This is a genomic window from Streptomyces misionensis (genome assembly GCF_900104815.1).
Taxonomy (GTDB): domain Bacteria; phylum Actinomycetota; class Actinomycetes; order Streptomycetales; family Streptomycetaceae; genus Streptomyces; species Streptomyces misionensis.
This window is the reverse complement of sequence record NZ_FNTD01000004.1, coordinates 6,409,842-6,423,586: the sequence shown is the minus strand read 5'-3', so window position 1 is coordinate 6,423,586 and position 13,745 is coordinate 6,409,842. Positions and strand designations below refer to the sequence as shown.

The window sequence follows — 13,745 nt, the reverse complement described above, 5'->3', positions numbered from 1 at the left end:
GTCGCGGATCAGGTGTGCAGGGCGGAGTGGAGGACGAAAGCCGCCTGCTTGATGGCCGCGTCGGCGGCGTGGGTCTCGCGCAGGGCGTTGAGCATGACGAAGTCGTGGATCACACCGGAGTAGCGCACGGCGGTGACGGGCACGCCGGCCCGGCGGAGCTTGCCCGCGTAGGCCTCGCCCTCGTCGCGCAGCACATCGGCCTCGGCGGTGATGACCAGGGCCGGGGGCAGGCCGGTGAGCTGCTCGGTGGTGGCGCGCAGCGGGGAGGCGGTGATCTGCGCCCGCTCCGCCTCGTCCGTCGTGTACTGGTCCCAGAACCACTGCATGCCGTCGCGGCGCAGGAAGTAGCCGGTCGCGAACTGGTGGTAGGAGCCGGTGTCGAAGCTCGCGTCGGTCACCGGGTAGAACAGCACCTGCTGCACCAGGGCGACGTCCCCGCGCTCCTTGGCCATGAGCGTCAGCGCCGCGCTCATGTTGCCGCCGACGGAGTCGCCGGCCACGGCCAGCCGGGAACCGTCCAGGCCCTTGGTCCCGCCCTGCTGGACGATCCACTGGGCGACCGCGTAGTTCTGCTCGATGGCGACGGGGTAGCGGGCCTCGGGAGACAGGTCGTACTCCGGGAAGACGACGGCCGCGTTCGCGCCCACGGCGAGTTCCCGGACCAGGCGGTCGTGGGTGTGGGCGTTGCCGAAGACCCAGCCGGCGCCGTGGATGTACAGCACCACCGGGAGGGTGCCCTCGGCGCCGGCCGGCTTGACGATGCGGGCGCGGACGCTGCCGGTCGGGCCGCCCGCGACGGTGATCCACTCCTCGTCCACCGCGGGCTTGGCGATGTCGCCGGACTGCACCTCGTCGACGGCCTTGCGTCCCTCGGCGGGAGCCAGGTCGAACAGGTAGGGCGGGTTGGCGGTCGCCTCGGCGAACGCGGCCGCGGCCGGCTCCAGGACCGGCTGGACCGGCTCGTAGACGTGGGACATGAGAACTCCTGATTCAGGTACGCGCCGGTGTCTCCGGCGACGCGGGCCGCCCCGATGCGCAGATCCGCCGGGCCGTGCTCCCCCACGCTAGGACCGCGAAGCGGGCGGCCGTTGCCCCTGCGCGCACCGGTCTTGGACCCACCGCGCACGGTGCGATCCCGCAGTGCGCTCAGGGGCAAACGCCGGTGCGCTGACCAGAAACCGGGCCGGTGCGGGCGGTCCTAGCGTGATCGGCGAAGCAGCCGCGGCACGGTCCTCGTGCACCTTGCCCCTTCTCAGGCGGACTCGGACGCGGCCCGGTCCCCATCCCACGCTGTGCGCCCCGCAGGAGGTTGTCGAAAGGTGTCCACGATGCCGGTCGGCGGGCTGATACCCCGCGCCACCGACGACGCGGCGGACCTGATCGTCCGCAACGCCAAGATCCATACCGGTGATCCCCGCCTCCCGCAGGCCGAGGCGATCGCCATCCGCGACGGTGTCGTCACCACCGTCGGCGGCGACAAGGACGTGGCCGACCAGGTCGGTCCGGCCACGAGGGTGATCGACGCGCTCGGGCGCAGGGTGATCCCCGGTCTCAACGACGCCCACCTGCACGTGATCCGCGGCGGCCTCAACTACGTGCTGGAGCTGCGCTGGGACGGCGTCCGCTCCCTGCGCCAGGGCCTGGCCATGCTGCGCGAGCAGGCGGCCCGCACGCCCAAGGGCCAGTGGGTGCGCGTGGTCGGCGGCTGGTCGGCCGAGCAGTTCGCCGAACGGCGGCTGCCCACCGTCGCCGAGCTGAACGCCGCCGCACCGGACACCCCGGTCTTCGTCCTGCACCTGTACCAGGCCGCGATCCTCAACCGCGCCGCCCTCCAGGCGGTGGGCTACGGCAAGGACACTCCCGACCCGCCCGGCGGGCAGATCGTGCGCGGCCGCACCGGCGAGCCCACGGGCATGCTGCTGGCGGCGCCCAGCGCCCTGATCCTCTACTCGACGCTGGCCAAGGCGCCGGTGCTGGACGAGGAGCACCGCAAGGCGTCGACACGTCACTTCCTGCGGGAGCTGAACCGGTTCGGGCTCACCTCGGCGATCGACGCGGCCGGCGGGTTCCAGAACTTCCCGGAGAACTACGAGACGGTCACGGAACTCGCCCGTGCGGGCGAGCTGTCGCTGCGCATCGCCTACCACCTGTTCCCGCAGACCGCGGGCCAGGAGATCGACGACCTCACCCGCTGGATCGGCATGGTCCGCCCCGAGGACGGCGACGAGTGGCTCCGGCTCAACGGCGCCGGCGAGAACCTCACCTGGGCGGCGGCGGACTTCGAGAACTTCGCCGAGCCGCGCCCCGAACACGCCCCGGACTACGAGGTGGAGTTCGAGAAGGCCGTGCGTCTCCTCATGGAGAACGACTGGGGCTTCCGTCTGCACGCCACCTACGACGAGACCATCCGCCGCGACCTCGCCGTGTTCGAGAAGCTCGCCGCGGAGGGGCTCTTCCCCGGCGGGAACCGCTGGCTGTTCGACCACGCGGAGACCGTGTCGGCCGACAGCCTCGACCGGATCGTCGCCCTCGGCGGCGCCATGTCGGTGCAGAACCGGCTGTCGTTCCAGGGCGAGGCGTTCGTCCGCCGGTACGGCATCGGGGCCGCCGCGGACGCCCCGCCGATCCGCGCGATGCTCGGCCGGGGCCTGACCGTGGCCGCCGGCACCGACGCCACCCGCGTCTCCTCGTACAACCCGTGGATCGCGCTGCACTGGCTGGTCACCGGCCGCACGGTCGGCGACCTGACCATCCACCCGCCGCACAACCGGGTCGACCGGGAGACCGCGCTGGAGATGTTCACCACGGCCGGTGCCGCGCTCACCGGCGAACAGGACCGCAAGGGCGTGCTGCGGCCCGGCTTCCTCGGTGACCTCGCCGTGCTTTCGGAGGACTACTTCGCGGTCGCCGACCCGGAGATCGCGCACATCGAAGCCCTGCTGACGGTCGTCGGCGGCCGCGTCGTCTACGGCGCCCGCGAGTACGAGGGCATGGACGAGCAGATGCCTCCGGTGACACCCGAGTGGAGCCCGGTGGCGCACTTCGGCGGCTACCAGGCCACCCCGCCCGCGGGCAGGTCGGGAGTTCGCCAGGCCGAACTGCTCGGCGAGGCCGCCGCCGAGTCGGAGCTGCACCGCCAGTGGCGCGCCCGCCGCGGACTCGCGCCCGAGCAGGACAGCCCGGTCTTCGACCCCTGCTTCTCCCTCTGAGCCAGCCGCGCCCACCGCGATCAGGCCCCAGGACTTTCCCTCCCCTGGTCCCGGACGACCGTCCGCGACCGCTGCAACCCAGCAATGAAAGGCATACTCATGACCAACATCGCCGATGTCACCGCCGCCCCCAGCCCGGACCTGCTGACCCCCGACAACTGCGCGGTGCTGTTCGTGGACCACCAGCCGCAGATGTTCTTCGGCACCGGCAGCGGCGACCGCACCGCCATCATCAACGCGACCGTGGGCCTGGCCAAGGCCGCCAAGGTCTTCGACGTCCCGGTCGTCCTGAGCACCGTGGCCGCCGAGTCCTTCTCCGGTCCGCTCATGCCGCAGCTCGCGGACGTGTACCCCGACCAGAAGATCATCGACCGCACCACGATGAACGCCTGGGAGGACCCCGCGTTCGTGGAGGCCGTCAAGGCGACCGGCCGCAAGAAGCTGGTCATCGCCGGTCTGTGGACCGAGGTCTGCGTCGTGCTGCCCGCCCTGTCGGCGCTCGCCCAGGACTACGAGGTCTACGTCGTCACCGACGCCTCGGGCGGCGTCAGCCCGCAGGCCCACGAGCACGCCATCCAGCGGATGGTCCAGGCCGGCGTGGTGCCGGTGACCTGGGTGCAGGTGCTGCTCGAACTCCAGCGTGACTGGGCACGCGCGGAGACGTACCTGCCGGTCATGGACGTCGTGAAGGAGCACGGCGGCACGTACGGCCTGGGCGTCGTCTACGCGCAGGCCGTCATCGGCGAGCACGCCGCCGGCTGACACCCATCCCACGGTTGACGACGGACGTCAGGAACAGGCAGAGAAGGCAATGGACAGCGGACTGTTGGTGCTCCGGCTGGTGGTGGGAATCCTCATCGCCGGACACGGGGTGCAGAAGGTCAGTTTCCGGCTGGGCGGCAACGGGCTGGCCGGGGGAACCGAGGAGTTCCGCCGCGACGGCTTCCGCGGCGGGCGGCTCACCGCCCTCGCGGCGGGCGGCAGCCAGATCGGTGCCGGCCTGTTCCTGGCGGCCGGACTCCTCACTCCCCTGGCGGCGATGGCCGCCATGGGTGTGATGACGGTGGCCGGCACCGTCAAGTGGCACAAGGGGCTGTGGGTGCAGAACGACGGTTACGAGTATCCGCTGGTCCTCGTCACCGTCGCCGCGGCCCTCGCGCTCACCGGGGCGGGCCGCTGGTCGCTCGACCACCTCTTCGGGGCGGCTTCCTGGCCGCTGTGGACCTCCCTCGCGGCGATCGTCGTCGGCCCGGCCAGCGGGCTGATCACCCGCGCCGTGCTGGGGCACGCGCCCGCCCCCGTCCCCCCGCGGACGGGAGGTGACGGCATGCGCAGGCTGCTGACCGACGCCGCCCGCACCCTCGTCCCGCCGAAGGGCGACCGGCACGGGCCGCTGCCGCCGCTGATGCTGGGACTGACCGTGGTGACCGGTCTGATCGACGCCGTCACCTACCTGGCGCTCGGGCACGTCTTCGTCGCCAACATGACCGGCAACGTCGTCTTCCTGGGCTTCGCCCTGGCGGGCGCGCCGGGCCTGTCCGCGCCCGCGTCCCTGGTGTCGATGGCGTCGTTCCTCGCCGGAGCGCTGACCGGAGGGCGCTTCGCCACCCGCTACGCCGCACACCGCGGCCGGATGCTGACCGCGGCCACCGCGGTCCAGACGGTCCTGGTCGCCGGCGCGGTGCTCACCGTCGCGCTCGGGCACGACGAGGTCACCGACCCGGTGAAGTACGCCCTGGTCGTGCTGCTGGGCCTCGCGATGGGGCTCCAGAACGCCGTCGCCCGGCGCCTGGGCGTCCCGGACCTGACCACGACCGTGCTGACGCTGACCCTGACCGGGCTGGCCGCCGACTCCGCCCCGGCCGGCGGGGCGGCCCCCCGGCCCGGCCGGCGGATCCTCTCCGTCCTGGCCATGTTCCTGGGGGCCCTGGCGGGCGCCCTGCTCCTGCGGCACGCCTCGCTCCTCCTCGTGGTGGCCCTGGCCCTGGTGCTGCTCGCGGCGGCACTGGTCGCCGTCCGCCGCCACTGGTCCTCCGACGCCGACTGGACGAGGCCGCAGTCGTGAAGCAGGCGCGGGACTCGGCCTGGGCGCCGCTCGCGGCGCGCGTCTTCCGCGCGCTGTGGATCGCGCAGCTGGTGTCCAACACCGGCAGCTGGATGCAGACGGTCGGCGCCCAGTGGCTGCTCCTCGGGCACGGTGCCGCCCTGGTGACGCTCGTGCAGACCGCGTCCAGCCTGCCGGTCGTCCTGCTCGCGCTGCCGTCCGGTGTGCTGGCCGACCGTCACGACCGCCGGACGCTGCTGCTCGCGGCCCAGTTCGCGATGCTCGCCGTCTCCGCCGTGCTCACGGTGCTCGCCTTCCGGGGCGCGCTCGCGCCCGGCCCGCTGCTCGCCCTCACCTTCCTGCTGGGCTGCGGCACGGCACTGATGGGTCCGGCCTGGCAGGCGATCCAGCCGGAACTGGTGGCGCGCGAGCAGCTGGGGCAGGCGGCCGCGCTGGGCGCCGTGAACATGAACCTCGCCCGTGCCGTCGGCCCGGCCCTCGGCGGCGCGGTGGTCGCGGCCGCGGGCGCGGGCTGGGTCTTCGCCTTCAACACGCTGTCGTACCTGGGCATCGCGGGGGTGCTGCTGCTGTGGCGGCGGCCGGCGGCACCCGAGCCCACGGGGCACGGCGAAGGGCTCCTCGCGGCCGTGCAGGCCGGCCGCCGTTACGTCTGGCACGCTCCCGGTGTGCGCCGGGTCCTGCTGCGCACGGCCCTGTTCATTCCGGGCGGGGCCGCCCTGTGGTCGCTGCTGCCCCTCGTCGCGAGCCGTTCGCTGGGGCTCGGCTCGGGCGGGTACGGGCTGCTGCTCGGGGTCGTCGGGGCGGGCGCGGTCGGCGGTGCCTTCGCGCTGCCGGTGTTCCGGCGCCGGCTGGGTGCCAACGGCACGCTGGCCGCCGGGGCGGCGGTCTTCGCCGCGACGCTGGTGCTGCTGGCCACGACCCGTCTTCCCTGGCTCGCCGCGGCGGCCCTGCTGCCCGCCGGGACGGCCTGGATCGGCGTGCTGTCCACCCTCAACGCCGCCGTCCAGCAGCGGTTGCCGGGCTGGGTGAGGGGCCGGGGGCTCGCCATCTATCTCGTGGTGTTCCAGGGCGGGCAGGCGTTGACCGCGCCCGCCTGGGGCGCGCTGGCCGACGCGCTGGGCCTGACCGTCGCCCTGCTGACCGGGGCCGGGCTGCTGGTGGCCGGTGCGCTGAGTGTGCGCCGCTGGCCGCTGCACGGCGTGGACGGGCTCGATCCGAGCCCCTCCGACCACTGGCCCGTGCCGCCCCTGGTGTTCGAACCCGGACCGGCCGACGGCCCGGTGCTCGTCTCCGTCACGTACCGGATCGCCCGCGAGAACCGGGCCGCCTTCAGCGACCGCATGCGGCACGTGGCCCGCTCCCGGCGCCGCACCGGCGCCCTGTCCTGGGGCCTCTACCAGGACGGCCGTGATCCGGACCGGTTCGTCGAGAACTATCTGGTGGCCTCCTGGTCCGAGCACCTGGCCCAGCACCACAGCCGGCTCACGGCCAACGACCGCCGCTTCGAGGAGCGGGCCCGCGCACTGCTCGTGGCGGGCACCGCGCCCGAGGTGACCCATGCCTTCGACGTCACGGCCGGGCCCGTGGTCGCCGCCGGGGGGCGGGACGCGGGCGCGGCAGGGGTCCCTTGGGCGGGGCGTCGAAGCAGTCCCCCGGCCTGATCCCGGGGCATGCCGGGGAAAGCGCGGAAGCCGGGCGGGTGGAATCCGCCCGGCTTCGCCGGGGCGCGGCGCAACGGCTCGTCCGGGCGCCCGCCCCGTTCGGCTACTTCGGGTGCACGGGGACCGTGGCACGGCGCTCGGCCTCGGTGTACCCGCCCCACACGCCGTAGGTCTGCCGGGACGTCAGGGCGAAGCGACCGCAGGGGCCGCTCACCGGGCAGCCGCCGCAGATCTCCCGCGCCGCCTGCTCGCGGCGCCGGCGAGCCCGGCCGCGTTCGCCGGCGGGCGAGAAGAAGACCGCGCTGTCCATCCCCCGGCAGGCCGCCTCGGCCTGCCATTCCCATACCCGCAGCAGCGGCTTCGTCCGAGTCCTCATCGTCCTCTCCTTCCGTGGGCTTCAGGCGTCACAGCTCCGTGGCGGGATGCGACCGGGTGCGGCCGGGGAGCCGGCCCAGTGCGGCGAGCCGCTGCTCGAACGGCACCGGTTCCAGGCTCTGTCCGGCGGGCTTGGGGGCCGTGGTGAACCCACCCATCAGGGCGGCCAGTTCGCCCGCGGCCCGCGCGATCCGGCGGTCCAGGCCCTCGGCTCCCCAGTCCTCTGAGGCGGCGTAGACCCCGGTGGGGACGACGACGGCCTTCAGGTAGGCGAAGAGCGGGCGCAGGGCGTGGTCCAGGACCAGGGAGTGCCGAGCGGTGCCGCCGGTCGCGGCGATCAGCACCGGCTTCCCGGCCAGGGCGCCCTCGTCGTGCGCGCTCAGCGCGTCGAAGAAGGACTTGAACAGCCCGCTGTACGACGCGGAGAACACCGGTGTGACGACGATCAGCCCGTCGGCCTCGGCCACCGTGTCGAAGGCACCGGCCAGTTGCTTCCCGGGGAACCCGTTGGTGAGGTTGTGCGCGATCTCCACGGCGAGGTCGCGCAGCTCGATCACCCGGACACCGGCCGGCTGGGGTTCGGGGGCGGTTGCCGCCGGGGCGGCGACGGCGGCCAGCCGGTCGGCGAGCAGCCGGGTGGAGGACGGGACGCTCAGTCCCGCCGATACGACGACGAGCTTCATACGGTGCTCTCCTCCTTCGTGTCCTGCGCGTCCTTCGCGTCCTGCGCGTCCTTCGCGTCCTTCGCGGCGAGCAGCGACCGGTGGGTCGGGGCGTCCGGCACGTTCGCCGGGCGGTTCTTCGCGAACTCCTTCCGCAGTACCGGCACGACCTCCTCGCCGAGCATGTCGAGCTGCTCCAGGACGGTCTTCAGCGGCAGTCCCGCGTGGTCCATCAGGAACAGCTGGCGCTGGTAGTCGCCGGCGTACTCCCGGAAGGAGAGGGTCCGCTCGATCACCTGCTGCGGGGAACCCACCGTCAGCGGGGTCTGCTCGGTGAACTCCTCCAGCGACGGACCGTGCCCGTACACCGGGGCGTTGTCGAAGTACGGACGGAACTCGCGCACCGCGTCCTGCGAGTTCTTCCGCATGAACACCTGACCGCCCAGCCCGACGATCGCCTGCTCCGGCGTGCCGTGCCCGTAGTGCGCGTACCGGTTGCGGTACAGCTCGATCATCCGCCTGGTGTGACCGGTGGGCCAGAAGATGTTGTTGTGGAAGAAGCCGTCGCCGTAGTAGGCCGCCTGCTCGGCGATCTCCGGCGAGCGGATCGATCCGTGCCACACGAACGGCGCGACCCCGTCCAGCGGCCTGGGGGTCGAGGTGAAGCCCTGCAACGGCGTGCGGAACCGGCCCTCCCAGTCCACGACGTCCTCACGCCACAGCCGGCGCAGCAGCGCGTAGTTCTCCACCGCCAGGTTGATGCCCTCACGGATGTCCTTGCCGAACCACGGATACACCGGACCCGTGTTCCCGCGGCCCATCATCAGGTCCACCCGCCCGTCCGCCAGGTGCTGGAGCATCGCGAAATCCTCCGCGATCTTCACCGGGTCGTTCGTCGTGATCAGCGTCGTCGACGTCGACAGGACCAGGTTCTCCGTACGCGCGGCTATGTAGCCGAGCATCGTGGTCGGCGACGACGGCACGAACGGCGGGTTGTGGTGCTCACCCGTCGCGAACACGTCCAGACCGACCTCCTCCGCCTTCAGCGCGATCGCGACCATCGCCTTGATCCGCTCACGCTCGGACGGCGTACGCCCCGTGGTCGGGTCCGGCGTGACGTCACCGACCGTGAAGACGCCGAATTGTGTGCTCGGCGTTGTGTTTTCCGGGGGCATGGGGGATTCCTTTCACCATGGAGAAAGCCGGGCGGCACAGGATTCGGCGATCCGAGAACGAGACGCCGCCGGCCACGGGAATCGCGGCCCTCTCAGGGCGTTGACGCGATTACTTCCGGCGACCCTAAAAGGCGCTGACCGGGGGTCTTGTCGCACGACGCACGGAGTTTTGCCCGGGGAAGCACTTCCGCCCGGCGAGCGGCACGGAAGCGGCGCCGTAGGGGATTCACTGTTCCATGAGAAACGCCGGACGGGGGGACCGCGGAACACATCGGTACCCCTTGTTTGTTCAGCAGATGCTCGATGCCTGCGGTACTTGATACATACTCAGAAAAAGGACATAAGCAATGTTCCAGCGCATTCTTGTCGCTGTCGACCCCAGCCCCGCCCGCCACTCCGTCATACGCCTCGCCGGCGACATGGCCCGGCTGACCGGAGCCAAGGTCAGCGTTCTGCACGTCTCCCCGTCCTCGGCCTCGCTCGCCGCCGTGGTGCCCCTGGAGGACGACGCCGAGGCCAAGGCCATCCTCGACGAGGCGCTCGCCGCGCTGCGGGACGCGGGCGTCGAGGCGGAGGGCACCGTCGCCTACGCGCTGACGACGCAGATCGCCACCACCATCTCCGCCGCCGCCGTGGAGTGGCAGGCCGACCTGCTGATCCTCAGCCCCCACCACCGCGGTTCGCTGGAAGCACTCGTCAACCCCCGCGTCAGCGACAGCGTCGTCCACCACAGCCGGGTCGCCGTGCTCCTGGCGCCCGCGGACGACTCCGCCGAGGGCTGATCCGCGGGTGGTCGCCTGAGCCACGAGGCCCGCGATCCGTCGCGTACCGGATGCTCCCCGGTAACGGGGCGCACCCGGTTCGCGCGCGGTCGCCCGCGGGCGGCGGCCGAGTGGTGCGCTGCCGGTCGCCCAACGGTGCACGGAGGAACAAGCGGCCCCCTCGGCGCCTCCTTAGCCTGGCGCGGCCCCGTGAGCGACCCACCCGAGGAGCACCATGGCCCGACAGTCCGTAGCCGAGCAGTACGTCGACCTCCTTGCCCGTGCCGGCGTGCGCCGGATGTACGGGGTGGTCGGGGACAGCCTGAACCCCGTCGTCGACGCGGTCAGGCGGCACGACCGCCTGGAGTGGATCCAGGTCCGGCACGAGGAGGTCGCGGCCTTCGCCGCCGGTGCCGAAGCCCAGTTGACCGGACGGCTCGCCGCGTGCGCGGGGTCGTGCGGGCCGGGCAACCTGCATCTGATCAACGGCCTGTTCGACGCCCACCGCTCGATGGCCCCCGTCCTCGCGCTGGCGGCGCAGATCCCGAGCGGCGAGATCGGCACCGGCTACTTCCAGGAGACCCATCCCGACCGGCTGTTCCAGGAGTGCAGCCACTACTCGGAACTGGTCTCCTCGCCCCGGCAGATGCCCCGGGTGGTGCAGACGGCGATCCAGCACGCGGTCGGCCGGCGCGGTGTGTCGGTGGTGTCGATGCCCGGAGACGTGGCCGCCGAGCACGCCCCGGCGGGCGGGGCGGAACTCCACCTGCCGCTGGACCGGCCGACGGTCCGGCCCGCGGACGGCGAACTGGCCCGTCTGGCCGAACTGGTGGACGCCGCCGAGAAGGTGATGGTGTTCTGCGGCCGGGGCGTCGAGGGCGCCCACGCGGAGGTGATGGCGTTCGCCGGGAAGGTGAAGGCCCCCGTGGGCCACGCCCTGCGCGGCAAGGAGCACATCCAGTACGACAACCCGTACGACGTCGGCATGTCCGGCCTGCTGGGCTACGGCGCCGCCTACGAGGCGATGCACGAGTGCGATCTGCTGCTGCTCCTCGGCACGGACTTCCCGTACACGGACTTCCTGCCCCGCCACGTGCGGACCGTCCAGGTCGACATCCAGCCCGAACGGCTCGGCCGCCGCACGCAGTTGGACTTCGCGGTGTGGGGGGACGTGCGCGAGACGCTGCGCTGCCTGACCCCGGCCGTGCGGGAGAAGCCGTCCCGCCGGTTCCTCGACCGGATGCTGCGCCGCCATGTCCGCGAACTCGAAGGCGCCGTCGGGGCGTACACCCACGACGTCCGCGGGCACACCCCGATCCACCCCGAGTACGTGGCGTCCGTGCTCGACGAGGAGGCCGCCGCCGACGCGGTGTTCACCGTGGACACCGGTATGTGCTGTGTGTGGGCGGCCCGTTACCTGACACCCAACGGCCGGCGCCGCGTGCTCGGCTCCTTCGTGCACGGCTCCATGGCCAACGCGCTGCCCCAGGCCATCGGCGCCCAGTTCCTCGACCGCTCGCGGCAGGTCGTCTCCCTCTCGGGCGACGGCGGATTCTCCATGCTGATGGGCGATTTCCTCACGCTCGTGCAGTACGGCCTGCCGGTGAAGGTGGTCGTCTTCAACAACTCCTCGCTGGGCATGGTCGATCTGGAGATGATGGTCGACGGTCTGCCGCCGCACGGCACCGGCTACCCGCACACCGACTTCGCGACCATCGCCACCGCCGCGGGCGCGCGCGGCATCCGGGTCGAGAAGCCCGCGCAGGTGCGCGAGGCCCTGCGGGAGGCGTTCGCCCACGACGGGCCGGCGCTGGTCGACGTGGTCACCGATCCGAACGCCCTCGCGCTGCCGCCCAGGATCACCACCGAGCAGGTCACCGGCTTCGCGCTGTCCGCCGGCCGCACCGTCCTCACGGGCGGCGTCGGACGCATGATCGACCTGGCCCGGGCGAACCTCCGCAACGTCCCGAGGCCGTGAGCGGGCGGCCGCCCGGCGGCGCACGCCGATGGTGAGCGCGGACAGGTCAGCACCAGAGCACTGAGGGACAAACACCCCTCATCGCCCGTCACTAGGTTTCCCCACATGCCGGCGGCATCCCGCCCGGCACCCTCACGCCCCGGCCGGCAGGCCGTTCCGGGCGCCGGCCACGACACCCGAAAGCGAGTCCTCCCATGTCTCCTTCGCCCAAGCCGACCGTCGTCCTCGTGCACGGCGCGTTCGCCGACGCCTCCAGCTACGCGCAGGTGATCCCCCGGCTGATCGCCCGCGGCCTGGACGTGGTCGCCCCGGCCGTCCCCAACCGCAGCCTGATCGGTGACGCCGCCTACATCGCCTCGATCGTCCGCCGGATACCCGGCCCCGTCGTCCTGGTCGGCCACTCCTACGGCGGCGCCGTCATCACCGTCGCGGGCACCGAGGACAACGTCAAGGCGCTCGTGTACCTGGCCGGTTACGCCCTGGAGAAGGGCGAGAGCCTCGGCGAGCTCCAGGGCCGCTTCCCCGACTCCGACCTCGCCGCCGCGCTCGTCTACACGCCGTTCCCCGTCGAGGGCTCGACCGAGACCGGCACCGACGTGTCGGTACAACCCGACAAGTTCCCGGCCGTCTTCGCCGCCGACGTCGACCACCGCCTCGCCGAGGTCCTCGCCGTCTCCCAGCGTCCCCTCGCCGCCCAGGCGTTCGCGGACGCGGCCCCGGCCGCCGCCTGGAAGACCAAGCCCTCCTGGGGCCTGGTCGCCTCCCTGGACCACACCATCAACCCGGACGTGGAGCGCTACGGCTACCAGCGGGCCGGCATGACCACCGTCGAGGTCGACTCCTCCCACCTGGTGATGCTCTCCCACCCCGAGCGCGTCGTCGAGCTGATCGAGGAAGCCGTCCGGGCCACCTCCGCCTGAGGCGCCCGCCGCGCCCACTCCCGACCGCCGGCCGTGCCGAAACGGCCGTCCCCCTCCGCAGGAAGCGAACCATGAACTCATCCGTCTCGCGCCGCGCCGTGACCGCGTCCCTCCTGGCCGGCGCCGCCGCGCTGGGCACCGCGGGCACCGCGTTCTCCGTGCCGGCGACGGCGGCCGGCCGCCCGCACCGACCGCACCCGCGCCCGGACACGCCCACCGTCGTCCTGATCCACGGTGCCTTCGCCGACGCCTCCAGCTGGAGCGGTGTCGTCGAGCGCCTGCTGCGGCAGGGCCACCGCGTCCTGGCCCCTGCCCTGCCGCTGCGCGGGCTGGCGAGCGACGCGGCCTACATCCGCAGCGTCCTGGACGCCGTCACCGGCCCGATCGTGCTGGTCGGGCACTCCTACGGCGGTGCGGTCATCAGCCAGGCCGCGGCCGGCGCCCGACAGGTCGAGGCCCTGGTCTACGTCGCCGCCTTCGTGCCAGAGGTCGGGGAGAGCGCGCTCCAGCTCACCGACAAGTTCCCGGGCAGCACCCTCGGCCAGGCCACCGTCACCCAGTACTACCCGCTGCCGGACGGCGGGGAGGGGGCCGAACTGGTCATCAGGAAGGACCTGTTCCGCGAGCAGTTCGCGGCCGGTGTGCCGGTCAAAACCGCGCAGGTCATGGCCGCGGGACAGCGCCCGATCACCCTCGCCGCGCTCAAGGAGCCGGCCACCGCCGCCGCGTGGCGGTCCATCCCCAGCTGGTACCTCGTCGCGAGCGAGGACCGCAACATCCCGCCGGCCGCCGAGCGGTGGATGGCCGAGCGCGCCCGTGCCCGCACCGTCGCCGTCCGCGCGCCGCACGCCGTGTCGGTGACCGACCCCGGCCCGGTCACCGACCTGATCCTGAGGGCCGTCCGTTCCGTTCACCCCGGTCGCTGACCCGGCCCCACGA

At 72.7% G+C, this 13,745-nt stretch carries 12 protein-coding genes and 1 pseudogene; 9 read left to right on the top strand and 4 right to left on the bottom strand.

Annotated elements, in window-relative coordinates; all coding sequences use genetic code 11:
- Positions 1 to 8 precede the first annotated feature (8 nt).
- A complete protein-coding gene (locus BLW85_RS30690; protein ID WP_074994164.1) occupies positions 9 to 977 on the bottom strand; it encodes an alpha/beta hydrolase in 969 nt (322 codons plus the stop codon).
- 342 nt (positions 978 to 1,319) lie between these two features.
- Here BLW85_RS30690 and BLW85_RS30685 point away from each other — a divergent pair, with 342 nt between their 5' ends.
- The 5 genes and pseudogenes from BLW85_RS30685 to BLW85_RS30670 all read left to right on the top strand — a co-directional run bounded on the left by BLW85_RS30685 (position 1,320) and on the right by BLW85_RS30670 (position 6,935).
- Positions 1,320 to 3,209, top strand: a complete 1,890-nt coding sequence (locus BLW85_RS30685) for an amidohydrolase (RefSeq protein ID WP_070023458.1) — start codon at positions 1,320 to 1,322, stop codon at positions 3,207 to 3,209.
- A 99-nt stretch (positions 3,210 to 3,308) separates the two neighbouring features.
- Positions 3,309 to 3,971 (top strand): hydrolase, encoded by a 663-nt coding sequence (locus BLW85_RS30680; RefSeq protein ID WP_074994162.1) that lies wholly within the window; start codon positions 3,309 to 3,311, stop codon positions 3,969 to 3,971.
- A 49-nt stretch (positions 3,972 to 4,020) separates the two neighbouring features.
- Positions 4,021 to 4,515, top strand: a pseudogene (locus tag BLW85_RS39565) (DoxX family protein); the annotation flags it as partial.
- Between the two features lie 21 nt (positions 4,516 to 4,536).
- Positions 4,537 to 5,274: a YoaK family protein gene (locus BLW85_RS39560; RefSeq protein WP_074996264.1), complete on the top strand. Its 738-nt coding sequence runs from the start codon at positions 4,537 to 4,539 to the stop codon at positions 5,272 to 5,274.
- Positions 5,271 to 6,935, top strand: a complete 1,665-nt coding sequence (locus BLW85_RS30670; protein WP_244174941.1) for an MFS transporter — start codon at positions 5,271 to 5,273, stop codon at positions 6,933 to 6,935. The genes BLW85_RS39560 and BLW85_RS30670 overlap by 4 nt, the downstream gene beginning before the upstream one ends.
- 103 nt (positions 6,936 to 7,038) lie before the next feature.
- On the opposite strand, the gene BLW85_RS30665 is transcribed toward BLW85_RS30670, so the two are convergent.
- The 3 genes from BLW85_RS30665 to BLW85_RS30655 are packed head-to-tail and all read right to left on the bottom strand — an operon-like array spanning position 7,039 to position 9,147.
- Positions 7,039 to 7,311: a WhiB family transcriptional regulator gene (locus BLW85_RS30665; RefSeq protein WP_074994159.1), complete on the bottom strand. Its 273-nt coding sequence runs from the start codon at positions 7,309 to 7,311 to the stop codon at positions 7,039 to 7,041.
- 28 nt (positions 7,312 to 7,339) lie between these two features.
- Positions 7,340 to 7,993, bottom strand: a complete 654-nt coding sequence (locus BLW85_RS30660) for an FMN reductase (protein WP_074994157.1) — start codon at positions 7,991 to 7,993, stop codon at positions 7,340 to 7,342.
- Positions 7,990 to 9,147, bottom strand: coding sequence for an LLM class flavin-dependent oxidoreductase (locus BLW85_RS30655; RefSeq protein WP_074994154.1), 1,158 nt, complete (start codon positions 9,145 to 9,147; stop codon positions 7,990 to 7,992). Before BLW85_RS30655 ends, BLW85_RS30660 begins: the two co-directional genes overlap by 4 nt.
- A gap of 347 nt (positions 9,148 to 9,494) precedes the next feature.
- Here BLW85_RS30655 and BLW85_RS30650 point away from each other — a divergent pair, with 347 nt between their 5' ends.
- From BLW85_RS30650 to BLW85_RS30635, 4 genes are all read left to right on the top strand, one after another.
- Positions 9,495 to 9,929: a universal stress protein gene (locus tag BLW85_RS30650; protein ID WP_074994152.1), complete on the top strand. Its 435-nt coding sequence runs from the start codon at positions 9,495 to 9,497 to the stop codon at positions 9,927 to 9,929.
- 214 nt (positions 9,930 to 10,143) lie between these two features.
- Positions 10,144 to 11,886, top strand: coding sequence for a pyruvate dehydrogenase (locus tag BLW85_RS30645; protein ID WP_074994150.1), 1,743 nt, complete (start codon positions 10,144 to 10,146; stop codon positions 11,884 to 11,886).
- A 194-nt stretch (positions 11,887 to 12,080) separates the two neighbouring features.
- Positions 12,081 to 12,806: an alpha/beta fold hydrolase gene (locus tag BLW85_RS30640; protein WP_070025665.1), complete on the top strand. Its 726-nt coding sequence runs from the start codon at positions 12,081 to 12,083 to the stop codon at positions 12,804 to 12,806.
- A gap of 71 nt (positions 12,807 to 12,877) precedes the next feature.
- Positions 12,878 to 13,732 carry an alpha/beta fold hydrolase gene (locus BLW85_RS30635; RefSeq protein ID WP_074994148.1) on the top strand — a complete coding sequence of 285 codons (855 nt, stop codon included), beginning with the start codon at positions 12,878 to 12,880 and terminating at the stop codon, positions 13,730 to 13,732.
- The last annotated feature ends 13 nt before the right edge of the window (positions 13,733 to 13,745 follow it).

What these genes read in the sequence shown, in the direction of transcription:
- BLW85_RS39560 (WP_074996264.1), top strand. Translation starts at nt 4,537, where the DNA reads ATGCGCAGGCTGCTGACCGACGCCGCCCGCACCCTCGTCCCGCCGAAG.
- BLW85_RS30690 (WP_074994164.1), bottom strand. Translation starts at nt 977, where the DNA reads ATGTCCCACGTCTACGAGCCGGTCCAGCCGGTCCTGGAGCCGGCCGCG.
- BLW85_RS30650 (WP_074994152.1), top strand. Translation starts at nt 9,495, where the DNA reads ATGTTCCAGCGCATTCTTGTCGCTGTCGACCCCAGCCCCGCCCGCCAC.
- BLW85_RS30640 (WP_070025665.1), top strand. Translation starts at nt 12,081, where the DNA reads ATGTCTCCTTCGCCCAAGCCGACCGTCGTCCTCGTGCACGGCGCGTTC.
- BLW85_RS30665 (WP_074994159.1), bottom strand. Translation starts at nt 7,311, where the DNA reads ATGAGGACTCGGACGAAGCCGCTGCTGCGGGTATGGGAATGGCAGGCC.
- BLW85_RS30680 (WP_074994162.1), top strand. Translation starts at nt 3,309, where the DNA reads ATGACCAACATCGCCGATGTCACCGCCGCCCCCAGCCCGGACCTGCTG.
- BLW85_RS30635 (WP_074994148.1), top strand. Translation starts at nt 12,878, where the DNA reads ATGAACTCATCCGTCTCGCGCCGCGCCGTGACCGCGTCCCTCCTGGCC.
- BLW85_RS30660 (WP_074994157.1), bottom strand. Translation starts at nt 7,993, where the DNA reads ATGAAGCTCGTCGTCGTATCGGCGGGACTGAGCGTCCCGTCCTCCACC.
- BLW85_RS30655 (WP_074994154.1), bottom strand. Translation starts at nt 9,147, where the DNA reads ATGCCCCCGGAAAACACAACGCCGAGCACACAATTCGGCGTCTTCACG.
- BLW85_RS30645 (WP_074994150.1), top strand. Translation starts at nt 10,144, where the DNA reads ATGGCCCGACAGTCCGTAGCCGAGCAGTACGTCGACCTCCTTGCCCGT.